This window comes from Microcoleus sp. A006_D1 (assembly GCF_036702805.1).
GTDB lineage: Bacteria > Cyanobacteriota > Cyanobacteriia > Cyanobacteriales > Microcoleaceae > Microcoleus.
In genome coordinates, this window is record NZ_JAUBVZ010000007.1 from 128,657 (window position 1) to 147,042 (window position 18,386).

An 18,386-nucleotide genomic window follows, 5' to 3' on the forward strand; every position below is an offset into this window, starting at 1 on the left:
CTCCTATTGTTGTGCTTCTACTGGACGTTGATCGGGAATGTGTTCTGCGGGTTCAGTTTCGATGGCAGGTTGATTGTCTAAACCCGGCACCGGCAGACTTAAATTCGGGCCTTGGCGGATAATTCTGCTGCCGAAATACATCGCACAAACAAACAAAAAGCTGTAGATAACAGCAAAGAAGCTGAGGGAAACTAAAACATTGCTAGCCGGGATTACTGATACAGCATCAGCAGTACGAATTTGCCCGTATAAAACCCACGGTTGTCTACCGACACAGCGGACAATCCAACCCGATTCTACAGCAATGTATCCCAGGGGAGCAGCTAATACCCAAGCGCGCATCAGCCAAGGTTGACTGCCGATATTTTCAGCAGCAAGTTTGCCCCGCAGCCACTGAATTATACTGAATAGCATCAATCCTAGAAAAAAGAATCCAATCCCGGACATGATGCGGAAACAATAGTAGATTAAACCCACCATGCGGGGTCTATCTTCTGGTTTCCATTCCTTTAATCCGAGTACGGGTTCTGAGAGTTTTTGTTTAAATTCTAGAACGTATCCTAAGCCATTGGGAACCTTAATTTCCCAATCATTTTTTTGGGCTTTTTCATTAGGCAAAGCTAGCAAAGTCCAATCAGCAGATTCTCCGGCTGGTGAGGTTTCCCATTTAGCTTCGATTGCTGCTAATTTAGTGGGTTGATAGTGATAGACTTGTTCGGCGCTCAAGTGTCCGATGTATATCTGCAAAGGTGCAACGGCGATTGCAGTTGCGATCGCAATTTTTAACGATTTGGAAAAAAAGGCTTCATTGCGCTTGTTTAGAATGTACCAAGCGCTAATCCCACCAATCACAAACAGCGAAGTTTCTAACGTTGCAAAAAACATATGGAGAATGCTGTTTAATGCGAACGGGTTCATAATTGCTTGAAAGTAATCGGTGACAATAAACTTGCCATTAACCATTTCTCCGCCCGCAGGAGTTTGCAGCCAAGAGTTGGCGACTAAAATCCAGACTGTTGATAGGTTTGCGCCGAAGGCTACCATGATTGTAGCGAACAAATGAACTAGCGGGTGAACGCGCTCCCAACCAAACAGCATGATTCCTAAAAAGCCAGCTTCTAGCATAAATGCCATTGAAGCTTCAAATCCTAAAATGCTGCCAAAAAAGTCGCCTGTAGCTTCAGAAAATGGTGCCCAATTTGTACCAAATTGAAATTCCATCGGAATTCCGGAAGCTACACCAATCCCAAAATTGAGTACGTAGAGTTTAGACCAAAAACGAGCGTGGTGGTAGTAGTCGGGATTGCGAGTTTTCAGCCACATTCCTTCGACAATTACCAGATAAATTCCCATTCCAGTAGTCAGAACTGGCCACAGCATATGAAATATTGCCGTCAGCGCAAATTGCATCCGCGATAGCGCCACGGTGTTAGATAAGATATCCATCGTTATCTCCTTGGGTCAGTTCAATAGAGGTTAGTTTGCACGAGTTCCAGAATTGACACTGGTTATAATCTAGTGTAAAAATTAGTGACTATTTGTAGGTTAAGTAACTTTTAAGGTTTTATACAGATTTGGGTTGTATTTTCTGGTATTTCAAAAGAGGTAGATTAGGATTTGCGGTTGGGTGGGGGCGGGTTTACGAGATTATTGGTTTTAGGCAGTTATGGTTGGTGGAACCCGCCCCTACAATATTTATGTTTTTTTAGAATATGTGATATTACCAAATTGTCAATAAATCAGCAGCAAATAACCATTGACAAATAACCATTAACAATTACCCATTCTGAATGCCGATCGCCAAAATCCCCAATATTTGATTAACCTGATTCAAAAAATACTCCAATAAATCTATTTGAATTGCCTGTCCCTCTAGCCTTAAAAACTTCCAAATTTCTCCGGTGGTCACAACCCCATAAATCCCCAATATCTCATTTCCTTCCCGTTCATTAAATAGTTGAGCTGCATACATTTCTGCCACGCACTGACCCAACCCTGCATTAATATTTTCCTTTTTGGCTTCCACAATCAAAATTATTGGCGCACTAATAATCAGCAGTTCGGGCGATCGACTAATCAGAAAATCGCAACTGCCATTTAACCCCAGATCGGTGTCAACCGTAAAATCTACGCCCGAAAACAAACTGATGCGATCGGCAAAATGTCGAGTGAGTTCCAGCAAAATCGGCGCAATAATCATCTCCGATCGAGATTTTTCCGTATTGCTCGCCAGCGCAAAAGGAACATTATAAAGTAAAGTTTCTGTTAAATAATTGCTGGGTTCCAAGGCAGGTACAGCAGAGAACAAATCTTGCCTCGGCGAAATCGTTAAATTAAGAGCTTTTTTGACACTGGCTAAACTGAAGTCGCTGTAAGCCATACATTTTGCACCTTGAATATCAGGACTTACGCGGAGTGTCACACATCAATCAATTTGTCTATTGTGCGTCATACAGCGAGTGAGTGGACAAAAATTAAGGTTTTGGCTTCTGACGCACCCTACTCTATGTGACTCATCCATATCAAAAATGACAACTGTCAACTATCAACTGACAACTGTCAACTGACAACTGGCTACTTTTGTTCTGGATGCGCCGCCGCTGGCGAAGCTGCACCCATCTGATTGATAGTACCAATTAGCTGATAAAGCCGCCCCGCATCCCGCTGGTTGAAATGCAAAACTAGGCGCGGCAAATCGAAGGTTTCATCTGCGGCTTCGGCGGGGAAAGCTTTACTTTTTTCAATTTTTCCGGTAACAACAATATCGCTAAAATCAGTATTTAATCGATCGACATTCTCGTCAGAAAGTTGAGACTTCAATCGAAGTACCAGTTTTCCATCCACGTAGCGGCAGGAGTGATAAACCAGATAAAAACTCGCGATCGCCTCGCAAGCCACATTTATATCGTCAGTAATCGTGTACAGGCTGCGATCGTCAGCAGAAATCAGACCTCTGCCCCGCAATTGTTTTTGCACAAAAGTATTCCAATCAAGCCAATAATCGCCTCCGGGTCGATCAAGCAAAACCAGAGGAGCTGGCCCGAACTTGCCAGTTTGAGTCAAAGTCAGACACTCAAAAGCCTCATCCAGAGTGCCGAAACCGCCCGGAAACAGAGCCAAAGCATCGCTTTCCCGGAGAAAAAATAACTTGCGAGTGAAAAAATATTTAAAATTGATCACCTTGCGATCGCCAGCAATGAAAGGATTAGAACCCTGCTCGAAAGGTAACTGAATGTTCAGCCCAAAAGAACGTTCCGCAGTCGCCCCCTCATTCCCCGCTTGCATGATTCCGCCGCCGCCGCCAGTAATCACCATAAATCCCTGCTGGGCGATCGCCCGCCCAAAATCTCTGGCCATCAAATATTCCGGCGATGTCGGCGACACCCTCGCCGAACCAAAAATCACAATTTTGCGAACGTGGCGGTAAGGATAAAACATCTGAAAAGCCTTTTCCATATCTCGCAGAGACGACGAGATAATTTTCCAGTCAAGGCGATCAAGTTCCTCTCCGGCCATTTGCACTATAGTAGAGAGCGATCGTTCGATCCACTCAGAGTGCTTTAACATTGGCAGGCGATCGATCAAATCGATCGCTTCAGCTTGGAAGGACTCAAAATCTTGACCAGGCCCAGAAGGAATCATGAATTTTTCCGCAACGGTAACAATTTGTCAAATCATCAAAATTAAGGGGCAAAAGCCAAATTTAGAAGCTAATAGCTACCAGCAAATTGCGCTGCTAGCAACTAATAACTTTTCTAGTAGCTTTGCCCCGAGTTTGAAACGAGCCCGGCTTTCGCGGGCAAAAAAAACAGCGCGAAACCGCTCGCAGTTGAGTTAAATGTACTTTTCCAGAGTGTTAGCCAGAGTAGTTTTCGGAACTGCCCCAACCACCATATCCACCCGCTGACCGCCCTTAAATATCATCAGCGTCGGAATGCTGCGGATACCGTATTGGCTGGCCACGTTAGGATTCTCGTCGGTATTAACTTTTACTACCTTCACCTGCCCTTCATATTGCTGGGCAATTTCGTCTACGACGGGTGCCACCATCCGACAGGGCCCACACCAGGGAGCCCAAAAATCCACTAGAACTGGAACTTCGCTATCGAGCACTTCCTGTTTAAAGGTAGAGTCGGTTACTTGCGCGGCTGCTGACATTCCTAGCCATCCTTGTAAATACTATTTCTCGGATAACAAGTCTAGCAAAAAGTGTAACCACTTGCGTCAACGATTTTCATAGCAGGCTGCTGAAGGGTTCCGAAGGAAGAAGTCCGAGGGAAGGAAGGGGGAAGAAGGAAGAAGGAAGAGGGAAGAGGGCTATAACGGCGAAGCCGATCGGGTAAAAAGAGGGAAGAAGGCATTCGGCAGCCTAAAAATTCTCTCCCTGTACCACTTTCGGGATCAAACAGCCTCAGCCCTGTACCTAGTAAACAAGAGCTAAAATTTCCGGTAAAAAAGGAACCGCCCGAACAGTAGTCCGGGCGGAGTGTGGTGTGAGGAGTGAACGGAAACTTGTGTCTCCGCTTCTTATATTCTGACATCTCCTTCTCGATAATTCCACAAGATTCTGTAAATTTCGAGACTCTTGAACAAATTTTGTCAAGATACGCTAGTGTTTAGTCGGTAAATCTACTTACCCATGCCCAACTGCTGAGCTTTTTGATAAACTTTACCCTCAGTCAGCAGAGAAGGAGCAATCACCACTTCCACTTGCTGCATCTCCTTAATATCCTTAGCGCCCAAGGTACCCATGCTCGTTTTCAGAGCTCCGAGCAAGTTGTGCGTGCCATCATCTAGGAGAGCCGGCCCCCGCAAAATTTGCTCCACAGTCCCAGTAGTCCCCACGCGAATCCGAGTGCCGCGCGGCAAAACCGGGCTGGGAGTCGCCATCCCCCAGTGAAAGCCGCGGCCTGGAGCTTCGGCAGCCCTAGCAAAGGGCGAACCAATCATCACTCCATCGGCGCCGCAGGCAATGCACTTGCAGATATCGCCGCCGGTAATTAAACCGCCGTCAGCAATCACCGACACGTATTTGCCTGTTTCGCGATAGTAGTCGTCCCGCGCCGCGGCGCAGTCTGCTACCGCTGTGGCTTGGGGAACGCCGACACCCAATACGCCCCTAGATGTGCAAGCAGCCCCCGGCCCGATGCCCACGAGAATGCCTGCGGCGCCAGTTTTCATTAAATTCATGGCGACTTCGTAGGTCACGCAGTTGCCCAAAATTACTGGTATCGGCATCTCTTGACAGAATTGGGTCAAGTCTAAAGATACGATCGACTCTGGGGAAAGAAAAGCTGTCGAGACTACAGTTGCTTGCACAAAAAATATATCGGCTCCTGCTGCGGCAACTGTTAAGCCGTATTTGCTCGCACCGGCCGGTGTACCGCTGACGGCGGCAATCCCTCCTCCGGCTTTAATTTCTTTAATTCTCAGCTCGATTAATTCTGGCTTGATGGGTTCGGCATAGAGTTGCTGCATCAGGGAAACAAATTCGTGGTTCCCGACATTCGCGATACGCTCTAAAATGGGTTGGGGGTCGGCATAGCGGGTTTGAATTCCTTCTAGGTTGAGCACGCCCATTGCTCCCAATTCCGATAGCAAAATCGCCATGCGGACATCGACTACTCCGTCCATAGCGCTGGCGATAATCGGAATTTCTCGATCAATCCCGCCAATCTGCCACTTGGTATCTGCCAAACTCGGATCGAGAGTACGCTGTCCCGGTACAAGCGCGATTTCATCTATGCCGTAAGCTCTGCGGGCGCTTTTGCCCCGCCCAATTTCAATATTCACGCTGTTTCACTTCCACAATGTATTTAAATTAGACTAACAAAAAGTTAGCCGACCTGCGGGTAGCGATCGCACAACGGTGTTTAAAAAAATTCAGCACTGAGTCTGATTTTATGAAATCCAAGGGAATACTTTTCCTCAGCAACGGCCACGGGGAAGACGCGATTAACTGTCAAATTGTCCATGCTTTGAGAGCATCGGCGCCAAATGTTGATGTTTCAGCTATGCCGATTGTAGGTGACGGGGCTGCTTACAGGCGATCGACCCTACCAATTATCGCGCCCACCAGTCAAATGCCATCTGGGGGAGTTTTTTACATGAATCCCCTGTATTTGCTCAAGGACCTTGGGGCGGGGCTAATTGCCTTGACTTGGCAGCAACTGCGGGCTGTTTGGACGCATGGACAGAGTTGCGATTTAGTGGTGGCGACTGGGGATATTGTCGCGGCAGGGTTCGCTTATGCCACAGGCCACCCCTATATAATTTTTCTGTCAGCTCATTCTAGTTATTACGAAGGGCGAGTCGATTTGGGTGTAATCTTGTGGCAGTTGCTTTGCTCACAGAAATGTCTGGCGGTTTTTACTAGAGATGCTTTGACTGCTGCTGACTTAAACCTACAGGGTTTAAAGAAAGCGGAGTTTGTCAACAATCCAGTTATGGACTACCTCAATTCTACTGCCAAAGATTTACAGTTAAAGCCCGGAGTTCGGACGATCGCCCTTCTGCCCGGTTCACGCCTCCCCGAAGCCAACGACAACCTCGTTTTGCTGCTGCAATTAGTCAAAGAAATTGCTGCAAACTCTACCTTACCAGTGCAATTTCGAGCAGCCTTAGTTCCAAGTTTGATGCCCCAATTAGATGATATTGCGGCCCAAGCCGGATGGCTGCACCGAGAAGGCAAGTTAATTTATCAAGAAATCAAACAACCGGGTAGCGCAACAGCAGCAACAGTTGAGGTAATTTGCTATTCTGATGCTTTCGCCGACATTTTGCAGCAATCTAATTTAGTAATTGGGATGACGGGAACTGCGATCGAACAAGCTGTCGGCTTGGGAAAACCCGTAATTACAATCCCCGGTAACGGCCCGTCATTTACCTATCGGTTTGCGGAGGCTCAAAATCGGCTGTTAGGTGATTCCGTGCAGGTTATCGGCACAGAATCAGCAAATCCTGAGATTATTCAGCAAGCTGCTTTGGCAGTCGATCGCACTTTGCAAGACAAAGATTATTTAGAGACTTGCGTCAAAAATGGCTTAGAAAGAATGGGCAAAGCTGGTGGTAGCATCACAATTGCTAATTACATAACAAACTATCTCTAAAAAAACAGTTTACAAAAAAAGCTTCACAGTCAGGACTTTAGTCCTAAAAAAAGGTTCGTAGTGAGGACTTCAGTCCTTCTTTTTCTGCGGACTCGCATTCCTCACTACGAACCTTTTTTAGCGGTTTTTAGTGGAATATAAGATTTCTTGCAAAAATAAGAGCGGACTAAAGTCCTCACTACAAACCTATAGAGCGTATTTTACCGAACAGGATGTGAGTCCTCAGAACTTTATTGATTTTTCAACAACTCAGAAACAGTTTTAAATTCGTAACCTTTTGACTGCAAAGTCTTGACAATTATCTCAGTTGCTGCAACGGTTTTCGAGCGATCGCCCCCGCCGTCGTGCATCACCACAATCGAACCCGATCGCACATTGTTAATCACCTGACTTGCGATATCCTCTACCGTGTGAGTTTTCTCATAATCTTGGGAATCCACATCCCACATAATCAATTTTTTGTGCATTTGGGATAGCAAATAAGACAAAACCACAAATCTCCGCCCCCAAGGCGGCCGAAAACTGATACTGTCCTGCTTCACCCCAAAATCCCGCAAAAGTTTATCGGTTTTTTCAATCTCAGACAGCAAATATTCCCGGGGCTTAAACATCATATCTTTGTGAGAGTAGGAATGGCTTGCTAACTCATCACCCCTCGCCACAATCATTTGCACAATTTCTGGATGTTTCTCAATATTGCGGCCGATTTCAAAAAAAGTTGCTTTAACTTGATAGCGGTCTAAGATATCTAAAAGCTGATTTGTATAGGGAGGATAGGGGCCGTCGTCGTAGGTAAGCGCAATAACTTTCACTTCCGTATCGGCGCGGTTGATCCCGAAATAATTATGAAATTTAGTAACATTAATCAGTAGCGATGCTGCAAAAAACAATGCTATTGTGAACAGCAGAAACTTCTGTAAATTTTTACCTATTCTCATAGCTGGATGGAAGCTCGATCGAGCCTGAAAGTGGATTGCTGTCAGATTACCACAATTTCAGTTCGCGATCGCATAACTTCTATATGGGTGCGCCGGGCAGCGCACCTTACGCTATTGTTTGAAACAGGCATTAAGCACGGGTAGCCCTTGTCAAGCCTGCAAAAAAAACGCCGGCAATACTGCCGATCGCGAAGATAGTCAGTTGGTGGGTACGGGATACAAGTTAGTTTTTCTAGCCGCCACCTATAAAAACCTGGGAGACACCGAAAAAGCTTTGAGCTTGTACCACTCCCGCGATCGCCCAGGCCGACCAAAACCAGTACAGCACCATCAAAGCCAAAGCACTCAGCGGTATCGCCGCGCTCTACCGAGAACAGGGAGAATTTGCCCAAGCCATGCAGCACCATGCACAAGCAATCGAAATACTCGATCGAGCCAGCGCTAAATTAGACCGAGCCGAAGCTTGCTATCAACTAGCACTCACAGAACAAAAACTCGGCAACATCGAAAAAACCCCATAAAATTTCCACCGCGCTATTCAACTATTCAGCGAAATGGATGCCAGCAAACAAGTAGAAAAAGTACAGTTAGCTGCAACAAAAAATCCCGAAAAAATACCTAATTAATCTAGAAATGTAGCAACAGCGCCCGATGGTTAGGACGTTCTTAATTGCTGAAACTAATGCGGTCGATTCGATTCCTTCTTCCTTCTTCCTTCTTGCTTCTTGCTTCTTCCTTCTGCTATAAATGAGAAAAAAGATACAATAAACTAAAGCACAACCATAAATTTTGTACAGATGAAACTCAAACGATTGGGACACGTAGCCGTCTGCGTGCAAGACATAGAGAAATCTGCTGAGTTCTACCTCAACTTGGGCATGGAGTTAGTCTGGAAAGATGCAGACTGGGCTTATTTGAAAGCAGGAGAGGACGGATTGGCGCTGTTGAGTCCGACTTACGACCAAGCAGGGCCGCATTTTGGGTTCGTATTTGACGATCGCACCGAAATGGAATCCGCCTACCAACAGCTTAAATCCGAAGGTGTTTCCGTCACCCAAATTCACGAACACCGCGACGGTACAGCGTCTTTTTACGGCAGAGACCCCGATGGTAACGGTTTTGAATACCTTTACGAACCGGCATAACTATGATTAGGACTTGAATTGCATTCATTCTCAATGCTGCCTTGCATCTGCCTTGCATCTGCCTTGCATCTGCCGTTGACGGATAAATCAAAGATTTATGCAATTCAAGTCTATTATGGCCGGGGCTACTCCAGGCCCGTTGCCGAAGGCCCGGAACCTCCGTACAACTCGCCGAATAAAGTGACATACTAACACCAACGCTCCCACAGTACGGTGCAGGCTCAGAATCCGAAATATATCCACAACTTCCGAAAATCGACTCAATAATCTAAAATCTAAAATCTAAAATCTAAAATCCTCATGTTCCAAAGAATACAAGTCAGAAACCGCTGGACATCGATCTTCAAACCCTGGGAAGAAGCAGATCCTTGGCTGTTTGCCGCCTGCATCGGCCTCACCATCTTCGGTGGAATCATGATCCACAGCGTCGAAATCAACCAGGGACTGATCGACTGGTGGCGGCACTGGGTAACTGGCGGAGTCGGTTTATTCCTGGCGATCATCATTTCCCGCTGTCGCTACGAAATACTGATTCAGTGGAAATGGCCGATTTACATATTAATTAATCTGTCGCTGATCGCAGTGCGGTTTATCGGTACTACAGGGCTCGGTGCCCAGCGGTGGATCAATATCGGCGGCTTCTACCTGCAACCGTCAGAATTTGCCAAAGTAGGGATGATTGTCACTTTAGCAGCTCTGCTGCATGACAAGACTGTCCCCACGGTGCGGGATATGTTGAGGATGCTGGCGATTATGGCCGTACCTTGGGGACTGATCTTTGCCGAACCAAATTTAGGTACTTCCCTGGTGTTTGGCGCGATCACGATGGGGATGTTTTACTGGGGTAATGTCAATCCCGGCTGGCTGATTTTGTTGTTCTCTCCTCTATTCTCAGTTCTCCTAAACAACGTGTCTACACCGATTTGGATAGCTTGGGTAGTTGTTGCGGGTATTATTGCTTGGCGATCGCTACCTTGGCCCTGGTTTGGGACTTTCGCCACTGTGCTGGTGAACGTGGTTTCTGGACACGTCGGACACGTTTTTTGGGGCGTGTTGAAGGATTATCAAAAAATGCGCCTGACAGGGTTTTTAAACCCCGAGAAAGACCCTTTAGGCAGCGGATATCACTTGATTCAATCTCGGATTGCGATCGGGGCCGGAGAACTCCACGGTAGGGGATTGAATCAGGGAACGCAAACTCAGCTTAACTTTATTCCCGAACAGCATACGGACTTTATCTTTTCAGCTATTGGCGAAGAATTGGGCTTTATTGGCTGCATTTCGGTGCTGGTGGTGTTTTGGTTCATTTGTTTCCGCTTGGTGACGATCGCTCAAACTGCAAACGACAATTTTGGCTCCTTGCTGGCGATCGGCGTACTGTCAATGTTAATTTTTCAGGTGTTCGTAAATATTGGGATGAACATCGGCTTGGCTCCAGTGACAGGAATTCCGCTACCTTTCCTGAGTTACGGGAATGCGTCGCTGCTGAGTAATTTTCTCGGACTGGGACTGGTGGAAGCGGTGGCCAACCAGCGACAGCGCAAGAAGCGTTGGAATTAGCGCGTGATATTTTTTGAGGACTAAAGTCCCCACTACAAACGGAATAATAGGTTTGTAGTAAGGACTTTAGTCCTAATGTTTTTTAAGGACTGAAGTCCTCACTACGAACCTAATAACGGTTTTGTTACAGGATTACATATGAGCAGATTACTCGTTCATATTCTTGTAAGTTGCAACAGCAGAAGGCGAGCTCCGGTTTAAATAGCGGAATATCCAATACTTAAATACCGTATCTAATATCACTGGAAACGTCGCAATGAACAGAAATATAAACTGCCTATTTTCTGGCAGTCCCAAATGCCTCGATACACCTTCGAGAATTATTTCCCAACCGTGAGGCGAGTGGAATCCGACAAACACATCAGTAAACAAAATAATTACGAAAGCCTTAGCACTGTCGCTAAGTCCGTAAACTACGTCGTCCATAAAAGACTTTAAAATCTCAATCTCTTTCTTGTTAGTGATGATAATCGCGGCAAAAGCCATGCAGGAAATCAAATCGGCAAAAATATTTTTAATTGCTCCGCCACTTTCAGTCCGGTATTCCTCGGCAATCTCAACTGCTTTCTCGGCAATCTTCTTTTCCGTTTGCTCTGAAGAAAGCGACGGAGCCCTGCCAATTAACGTTTCAAATTTGAGTTGCTGCTCAAATCTCTCCAGTTCTTTGAATGCTTCTTCTGCTAGGTCAACATTGATGAATACGGGAGCATTTTGCTTGACTCGAAAATGGTCAACTACTGGCCCGACGATAAAGTTTTTGGAAATTTGATTCGTCAACAGCGGAACTAAAATCAAAAGCAAAATAAATCTGAGAGAAATAACGGTTTTTACTTTGGAATTTCGGAAATTTTTAACTACTTCTTTTTCTGCTTCAGGGTCTAACTCTTTAGTAATTCGATTCAAAGTTCCCAAAAGCGATCTGGGTAATAAATTCACCTCTTCAGAATTAGTGTCAACCTCGCCAGCCTGAGTTTGATGAACATTGGATGCGCCGTTCTTTCCGTAAGGTTGAGAGCTAATATTTGGAGATTTTACGGGCAGGTTTACCGAAGTGACAACCGGAACAATCGCAGTTGATTTACTATTATTGATATACTTGTCGATGACTCCATCAATAAACTCTAGCTTCTCAAATACTAGAGAGGCTCGATCTTTGCTGTTGAGATCTAATGGGTGGCGGTGAGGCGGCGCGTTGTACCCAGCCTTGGGTTTTGCCCCCACGCGATCGGGCAATTCCAAAAAAGAACGGCTAGCATTAAACTCAACCATTCGGGTTTGGATGACCTTGAGGTATTTTTGAAGTTCGGATTTAAAGTAAGACAGGGTGCTGTGTCCGTAATCTCCCGATCGCTCGGAGATTCCTTGGCCGCCAAAATGCTCATCTTCGATCGCCTTAATTGCTAACGCAGCATCATAAGCCTGCTCTAGGGCCCTAGATGGCGTTTCTCGATACCATTGGTTAGCGCTGTAAAGATATTTTACAAACCTGTTCCACGGAGAAGTATTCATAGCTAAAGCTGATTAGTTGGCTGTATACATTAGTGATTAAAGTATTCATGGTATGGTAACAAATTTAGATAAATTGGGAACCGTCGCCGAGGATTCTATTTGGATTGTCGGAGCCGCCCGCAGTGGGAAAACCGCTCGTTTAGTCGAGCAGTTCTGCATTTGGAGCAGAACCGTCAAGACGGAACCAGCAGCAAGAGTTTCAGCCCGCGGGCATTCTGGGCGATGGCGGGCGGGACAAACCGCCCCAGCAATTTTAGTCTTAGCAGCTAACGGGGACAATCGGCTGGAATTGGCCGATCGCATCGCCGTCGCTACCCAAGGAAAATATGCCTTTCACTCGACAACACCCTTCGGTTTTTTTGAGCAGGAAGTATTGCTATTTTGGCCGCTGCTAGTTGAGTCGCTGGATTTGAGGGCGCAATTTCCCCGGAGGCTGCAACCTGAAACAGAATTGGAACTTGCCACCAGACTCTGGCGTCGCGAACTAGACGAAGGGATTTTGCAACAAACAGGGGTAAGTCCAAACCGAATGGTGCGTCGAACTCTAGACTTATTACAACTTGCTGCTGTCAGCGGTACGCCCAGAGAAGAAATTAAGAGCATTCTGGAACAGGGATTTGCTGTCTCTGGGAGCTCGAACAACCTGTGGGCTAGCACGGGAGAGTTGCTCGACAGGTGGCGGGAATGGTGCTTGAAGCGGGGTTTCCTGACTTACGGCATTGTTTGCGAACTCTACTGGCGGGATTTGTTGCCAAATCCCACTTACCAGCAGCATTTGGCTTCTCGATACCAAGCTGTGATTGCGGATGATGTGGACGATTATCCGGCCATCAGCCGCCATTTGTTCGATCGAATGCTGGCGTATGGTGCAGCCGGGGCGTTTTCCTACAATCAAGATGGAGGAGTGCGTTTGGGTTTGGGGGCTGACACGGAATACCTCGCCGGACTCGCAAGCCGCTGTACTCGGGTGGAAATTTTGGAGGCGCGATCGGGTTTAGCACCAGAGATTGGGGAGTTGGCGCTAAGTTTAGCAGTTAATTCTGAGGGTTTTTATCCTTTAGGCTTGAGTTTGCCCGGATCAGTTCGATCGCTCGAAACAACTTCCCGGGCGCAATTACTACGAGAAACCGCCGAAATTATTGTGGATGCGGTGAAGTCAAAAGCCGTGGAGCCGCAGGAAATAGCCGTAATTGCCCCCGGGATGGATGCGATCGCCCGTTACAGTTTAACGGAAATTCTGGCGCGAGATGGTATTGCCGCCGTATCCCTCAACGATCAGCGTCCCCTATCGACGGCGCCAGAGATTCGAGCTTTGCTGACTCTGCTGGCGTTAGTTTATCCGGGACTCGGCCGTTTAGTCGATCGAGACGCAGTAGCCGAAATGCTGGTAATTTTAGGTAGCCAGAAACAGCGGGAAGTGGTGGAAACAGAAGATTCTCACCCGCAGAATTTCCATCTAAAATCTCAAATCCCCAATCCGCAATCGATCGACCCGGTGAGAGCTGGTTTAATCGCCGATCACTGTTTTTGTCCAGATCTCGATCGACCTCAACTGCTGGCAATTACAGCCTTTCCCCGGTGGGACAGAGTGGGACACCGAGCCTCCGAGGCCTACGAGCAAATTGTGGAGTGGATCGAACTACAGCGGTCGCAACAGCAAGAGCGGCTGTTGCCGAGTCCAATTGCCCTGCTCGATCGAGCGATCCAGAAATTTCTGATGAACGACAGATACCTTGCGTACGATCGGCTAGCAGCCCTGCGCGAGTTAATGGAAACGGCCGCCCACTACTGGGAAATACACGGGCGAATGCAGCGAGTAGAACCCACAAACGGCGGCGAGTCAGAAACCATCGCCCGGTTCATCCAGTTGTTGCGCCAAGGAACCGTCACCGCCAACCCTTTTCCAGTCCGTCCACAAGGCCCCGCAGCCCGAGCCGTCACCCTCGCCAACATTTTTCAGTACCGCAGCAGCCGTCGCGCGCACAAATGGCACTTTTGGCTGGATGCCGGCTCGCCCCTGTGGCTGAGCGGCGGTGCGGCGACATTGTTTGGCGCACCCTTATTTGTGCGATCGCAACTGGGGCATCCCTGGCAAACCGAAGACGAAGAGACTGCCGACCAACAGCGGCTGCGGCGAATTCTGGTAGATTTGTTAAGTCGTTGTTCCCTGCTTTACCTTTGTCACAGCGAACTAGCCGTCAACGGACAAGAGCAAACCGGGCCGCTTCTGCCCCTAATTAACAGCTCTGTTTCTTGTCAGCAGTCAGTCTAAGGCATTGGGCAGTAGGAGATCGAAAAATATCAATCCCAGATTTTTATTTTTACACCTGTGGATAAATAACCCTGGCTGACTCGAAGCAGACTTCGATCTGAGATCAAAATGCAGTGACATTTAAGTATACCCAAAATCAGCATCAAAACCTGCAACCATTAATAATTTTAGCTCGAAAGATGCCAGAGGTAAAAAATATATATGGTTGTGGCAATCTTGATTGAGTATGCTAGAAATGAGCGGGAATATTAATCAATTTTAAGCCATATTTGTGGCGGCAAACTGATACTAATCAGTTCTTAAAGTTAATCAGGAACGTCGTTTAAAGGAGCCAAAATAATGCCCCCTTCTGTACCAGTTATTATCGTTGACACCACACCAACGCCAGCGCCAGCGACAACACCAACTCCAGCGACAACACCAACTCCAGCGACAACGCCAACTCCAGCGACAACGCCAACTCCAGCGACAACACCAACTCCGACGCGGACGCGGACGCCAACTCCGGGCGACGACACATTTGGCGGCATAGACGACACATTGGGTGGAGGCAAAGGCACCTCGCCCGCAATCATCGGCGGCATCGTCCGCGGCACAGAAACCAACGACTCCTTAGTTGGCAGTCCCGGGCCCGATGTGATTTCCGGGCTGCAAGGCAACGACAACCTGCGAGGAGGCAACGGTGACGATTTACTATTTGGCAACGAAGATGACGACGTGTTATTTGGCAACGAGGGCAACGACGTTCTCGACGGCGGTTCGGGACTCGATACCCTGTACGGAGGCAAAGGCAACGACTCCCTAGATGGGGGAAATAACCCGGATTTGCTGTACGGCAATGACGGCAACGATACGGTAGTTGGAGGCGAAGGCAAAGACACGGGTTTCGGGGGCAAAGGCAGCGACAGTATGCGCGGCGGCTCGGCAGACGACAGCTTGTTGGGCGATCGAGGTGACGACATCCTGTGGGGCGACCAAGGTAACGACACGCTGTTGGGCGGTGACGGCGAAGACTTGCTATTTGGTAACGAAGGAGGCGACTGGCTCTACGGCGATGCCGGGGCGGACACAATTTTTGCAGGCGACGGCGATGACATCGTGTTCGGCGGTGCCGGGGACGACATCATCGACGGCGGTGCTGGCAACGACGTGCTTTCGGGCGGTGCAGGCAAAGACATCGCGGCAGGAGGCGAAGGCAGAGATGTCTTTGTCATCGGTGCCTTCAGTTCCCCCAGCGGCAGCAGCAGCAACGGCACTAACCCAGCATTTCTCACCACAGGCGGCCCGGATATCGCCGATGCTGACATTTTTACAGACTTTCGCCAAGGTGAAGATGCGATCGGGCTGAGCGGCGACCTCAAGTTTGAAGATTTGGTAATCTTCCAAAGCACCGACAGCAAAGCAGGCAGCACAATTATTCGCAACGGAGTCAGCGGCGACTTTTTAGCAGTATTGCCCGGAGTAGACAGCAGAACCCTAGGGCGAACCTCATTTGTAATTGCGCCCACAGTACCAGGCAGCGCTACCCCACTGCCGCTGCCGACACCGAGTCCGAGTCCGACGCCGACACCGACAGCAAGTCCGACACCGACGCCGACAGACAGTCCGACACCGACTCCGACAGCAAGTCCGACACCGACGCCGACAACAAGTCCGACACCGACGCCGCCGCCACTGAGTTTCCCGACGCCGACAGCAGGCCCGACGCCGAGTCCGACAGTAAATCCAACGCCGACGCCGACGCCGACAGCAGGCCCAGCGCCGAGTCCGACTCCGATAGCCTTCCCCAACCAGGCTCCTAGAGCGGTTAACGACAACTTCACCACGGTTGCGGGTCAAGATACCACCTTCAACGTTCTGTTCAACGACACTGATCCGGAAAAGAACCCTCTGACGGTTACGACTTTTACCCCAACAGCCAAGGGAATCGTGACTCCCTTGGGCGGCGGCGTGTTCAAATACACCCCGAATCCCGGTTTCTCGGGCACTGACAGCTTCAGCTACTCGATCTCAGACGGCAACGGTGGCACAAGTCAGGCGGTAGCAACTATCAACGTCAGCAACCCGCCGAAGCTAGCAATTAACGGTGGTGTGGTGGTTGCCAAAAGTGCTCCTACCCAGACAATCACGGCTGCGGATTTGTTAGTCACAGATCCCGACAACCCGCCGTTGGAAATCGTTTACACGATTACCAAAGCCCCCAACGCTACCAGAGGTTTTGTGCAAAGAGGCACTACTTTTCTCAACGTCGGCGGCAAATTCAGCCAAGACGATATCAACAACAACATTGTCAAATACAACTTGCTGGCTGGTGGCGGCAGCGACAGTTTCACGTTTACAGCCTCTGACGGGTCTGCCACGATCGGGCCGAGTTCCTTTAGCATCACGGTGGTAGATAGTATTGTCGATCGCACCGCACTCCCCGCCAGTACATTTACAGGCAGCAACCTCAGCGACTACATCATCGGCGGCGCAGGCAACGATACCCTGTACGGGGGCGACGGCAACGACATCATCGATGGCAGGGGCGGCGACGACCTCGAATTTGGTGAAGCAGGCAACGATTCAGTGCTGGGTTCGATCGGCAACGACACCCTCGACGGCGGAATTGGCAACGACACCATCGACGGCGGAGACGGGATAGACTCCCTAATCGGCGGACTGGGCAACGACCTGATGTTCGGCGGCAATGACAATGACATCATCTTGGGCGGTGACAACAACGACACCATTGACGGCGGTGCAGGCAATGACTCGATCTTGGGAGAAGCCGGCGACGACTCGATACTTGGAGGTATTGGCAACGACACCTTATTGGGCGGAATTGGTGACGACTCCTTCGACGGCGGTGCAGGTGACGACATCCTAGACGGCGGACTGGGCAGAGACTTGCTCGACGGCGGTATCAATAACGATTCGATCTCCGGCGGCGACAGCGAAGACACAATTTTGGGTGGAGACGGTGCCGACACGGCACTCGGAGGTGCCGGCAACGACTACATTTTGGGCGAGGGCGGCAACGACTCCCTGTTGGGCGAAGCAGGCGACGATACTCTCGACGGCGGTGCTGGCAGCGACTCGATCAGCGGCGGCTTCGGCAACGACTTGGTATTGGGCGGCGATGACAACGACACCCTTGAGGGCGGTGCGGGCAATGACATTTTGGGCGGCGGGAACGGTTCTGACTTGCTCACGGGCGGCCCCGGCGATGATTTCTTCTACTACGAAACTCCCAGCGAAGGCGTGGACGTGATTGCTGACTTTAACTCCAACGGCAGCGGCACCGACAGGTTCTTGTTCAGGTCTGCCAATTTCGGCGGTTTAACCAACTCGGGAACTACTAACGATTTCACCAGTTTTATCGTCAGGAATATCGGCAGCGGCGGCGACAACATCAGCAAGCAAGAAGTCATTTTGTTTGAATCTAAATTTGACAACGCTCAAGCAGTCAACGCAGTGTTGAAGAATCAAAACGGTTCGAGCAAAACAGGAGCTTTCTTCGTGTACCTGAACAATACTTTTAATAAGTACGTTCTCGGGTTTGACCCAAATGTGTCAGATGACAGTCTCCCAGCGTTCGACTTGGCAGTGTTGAATACTATTCCTACAGTACCGGGCGCTCTGAGCACCGTGATTACTGCTTCTGACTTTAAGTTTATTTAGTAGTTTTTGAGTAGCGTCGCAAGGAACCGAAACAATGCCACCAGCAGTACCAGCAATTATTGTCGAAACGATCACCTCGCCTACGCCGTCGCCGGGGACTTCTCCGACAATGACGGGGACTTCTCCGACAATGACGGGGACTTCTCCGACAATGACGGGGACTTCTCCGACAATGACGGGGACTTCTCCG

Annotated in this window: 14 protein-coding genes; 7 read left to right on the plus strand and 7 right to left on the minus strand. The window is 48.8% G+C overall.

The annotated features are described in order from the left end of the window. Positions 1-3: 3 nt before the first annotated feature. The 3 genes from QUB68_RS14785 to QUB68_RS14795 all read right to left on the minus strand — a co-directional run bounded on the left by QUB68_RS14785 (position 4) and on the right by QUB68_RS14795 (position 3,642). A complete protein-coding gene (locus tag QUB68_RS14785) occupies positions 4-1,446 on the minus strand; it encodes a cytochrome ubiquinol oxidase subunit I (protein WP_332993629.1) in 1,443 nt (480 codons plus the stop codon). 331 nt (positions 1,447-1,777) lie between these two features. Beyond that, entirely contained in the window at positions 1,778-2,422 is a 645-nt protein-coding gene (locus QUB68_RS14790; RefSeq protein ID WP_332993631.1) for a hypothetical protein, read from the minus strand. Between the two features lie 152 nt (positions 2,423-2,574). After that, positions 2,575-3,642 carry an LOG family protein gene (locus QUB68_RS14795; RefSeq protein ID WP_332993633.1) on the minus strand — a complete coding sequence of 356 codons (1,068 nt, stop codon included), beginning with the start codon at positions 3,640-3,642 and terminating at the stop codon, positions 2,575-2,577. On the opposite strand from QUB68_RS14795, the gene QUB68_RS14800 reads away from it, so the two are divergent. Then, positions 3,641-3,838 (plus strand): hypothetical protein, encoded by a 198-nt coding sequence (locus QUB68_RS14800; RefSeq protein ID WP_332993637.1) that lies wholly within the window; start codon positions 3,641-3,643, stop codon positions 3,836-3,838. The two genes, QUB68_RS14795 and QUB68_RS14800, sit on opposite strands and share 2 nt — an antisense overlap. Here the strand turns inward: QUB68_RS14800 and trxA are convergent. After that, a complete protein-coding gene (trxA, locus tag QUB68_RS14805; RefSeq protein ID WP_006631199.1) occupies positions 3,835-4,158 on the minus strand; it encodes a thioredoxin in 324 nt (107 codons plus the stop codon). The two genes, QUB68_RS14800 and trxA, sit on opposite strands and share 4 nt — an antisense overlap. 471 nt (positions 4,159-4,629) lie before the next feature. Next, positions 4,630-5,793: a GuaB3 family IMP dehydrogenase-related protein gene (locus QUB68_RS14810; protein ID WP_332993639.1), complete on the minus strand. Its 1,164-nt coding sequence runs from the start codon at positions 5,791-5,793 to the stop codon at positions 4,630-4,632. A 110-nt stretch (positions 5,794-5,903) separates the two neighbouring features. Here QUB68_RS14810 and QUB68_RS14815 point away from each other — a divergent pair, with 110 nt between their 5' ends. After that, a complete protein-coding gene (locus QUB68_RS14815; protein WP_332993642.1) occupies positions 5,904-7,109 on the plus strand; it encodes a lipid-A-disaccharide synthase-related protein in 1,206 nt (401 codons plus the stop codon). Positions 7,110-7,339: 230 nt separating this feature from the next. Here the strand turns inward: QUB68_RS14815 and QUB68_RS14820 are convergent, their stop codons facing one another. After that, positions 7,340-8,047, minus strand: coding sequence for a polysaccharide deacetylase family protein (locus QUB68_RS14820; RefSeq protein ID WP_332993645.1), 708 nt, complete (start codon positions 8,045-8,047; stop codon positions 7,340-7,342). A gap of 118 nt (positions 8,048-8,165) precedes the next feature. Here QUB68_RS14820 and QUB68_RS14825 point away from each other — a divergent pair, with 118 nt between their 5' ends. The 3 genes from QUB68_RS14825 to rodA all read left to right on the plus strand — a co-directional run bounded on the left by QUB68_RS14825 (position 8,166) and on the right by rodA (position 10,752). Beyond that, complete coding sequence (locus QUB68_RS14825) at positions 8,166-8,492, plus strand: hypothetical protein (protein WP_332993647.1); 327 nt, start codon at positions 8,166-8,168, stop codon at positions 8,490-8,492. A gap of 352 nt (positions 8,493-8,844) precedes the next feature. Next, positions 8,845-9,192 (plus strand): VOC family protein, encoded by a 348-nt coding sequence (locus QUB68_RS14830; RefSeq protein WP_332993648.1) that lies wholly within the window; start codon positions 8,845-8,847, stop codon positions 9,190-9,192. 300 nt (positions 9,193-9,492) lie between these two features. After that, positions 9,493-10,752, plus strand: a complete 1,260-nt coding sequence (rodA, locus tag QUB68_RS14835) for a rod shape-determining protein RodA (protein ID WP_332993650.1) — start codon at positions 9,493-9,495, stop codon at positions 10,750-10,752. A 147-nt stretch (positions 10,753-10,899) separates the two neighbouring features. Here the strand turns inward: rodA and QUB68_RS14840 are convergent, their stop codons facing one another. Then, positions 10,900-12,261: a proton extrusion protein PcxA gene (locus QUB68_RS14840; protein WP_332993652.1), complete on the minus strand. Its 1,362-nt coding sequence runs from the start codon at positions 12,259-12,261 to the stop codon at positions 10,900-10,902. Positions 12,262-12,313: 52 nt separating this feature from the next. Between QUB68_RS14840 and QUB68_RS14845 the strand changes: the two genes are divergently transcribed. Beyond that, a complete protein-coding gene (locus QUB68_RS14845; protein WP_332993654.1) occupies positions 12,314-14,533 on the plus strand; it encodes a recombinase family protein in 2,220 nt (739 codons plus the stop codon). Positions 14,534-14,872: 339 nt separating this feature from the next. After that, positions 14,873-18,196, plus strand: a complete 3,324-nt coding sequence (locus tag QUB68_RS14850; protein WP_332993657.1) for an Ig-like domain-containing protein — start codon at positions 14,873-14,875, stop codon at positions 18,194-18,196. Positions 18,197-18,386 lie beyond the last annotated feature (190 nt).

Coding starts and splice junctions, on each gene's coding strand:
- QUB68_RS14785 (WP_332993629.1), bottom strand. CDS start 1,446: ATGGATATCTTATCTAACACCGTGGCGCTATCGCGGATGCAATTTGCG.
- QUB68_RS14840 (WP_332993652.1), bottom strand. CDS start 12,261: ATGAATACTTCTCCGTGGAACAGGTTTGTAAAATATCTTTACAGCGCT.
- QUB68_RS14820 (WP_332993645.1), bottom strand. CDS start 8,047: ATGAGAATAGGTAAAAATTTACAGAAGTTTCTGCTGTTCACAATAGCA.
- QUB68_RS14795 (WP_332993633.1), bottom strand. CDS start 3,642: ATGATTCCTTCTGGGCCTGGTCAAGATTTTGAGTCCTTCCAAGCTGAA.
- QUB68_RS14815 (WP_332993642.1), top strand. CDS start 5,904: ATGAAATCCAAGGGAATACTTTTCCTCAGCAACGGCCACGGGGAAGAC.
- QUB68_RS14800 (WP_332993637.1), top strand. CDS start 3,641: ATGAATTTTTCCGCAACGGTAACAATTTGTCAAATCATCAAAATTAAG.
- QUB68_RS14850 (WP_332993657.1), top strand. CDS start 14,873: ATGCCCCCTTCTGTACCAGTTATTATCGTTGACACCACACCAACGCCA.
- rodA (WP_332993650.1), top strand. CDS start 9,493: ATGTTCCAAAGAATACAAGTCAGAAACCGCTGGACATCGATCTTCAAA.
- QUB68_RS14845 (WP_332993654.1), top strand. CDS start 12,314: ATGGTAACAAATTTAGATAAATTGGGAACCGTCGCCGAGGATTCTATT.
- QUB68_RS14830 (WP_332993648.1), top strand. CDS start 8,845: ATGAAACTCAAACGATTGGGACACGTAGCCGTCTGCGTGCAAGACATA.
- trxA (WP_006631199.1), bottom strand. CDS start 4,158: ATGTCAGCAGCCGCGCAAGTAACCGACTCTACCTTTAAACAGGAAGTG.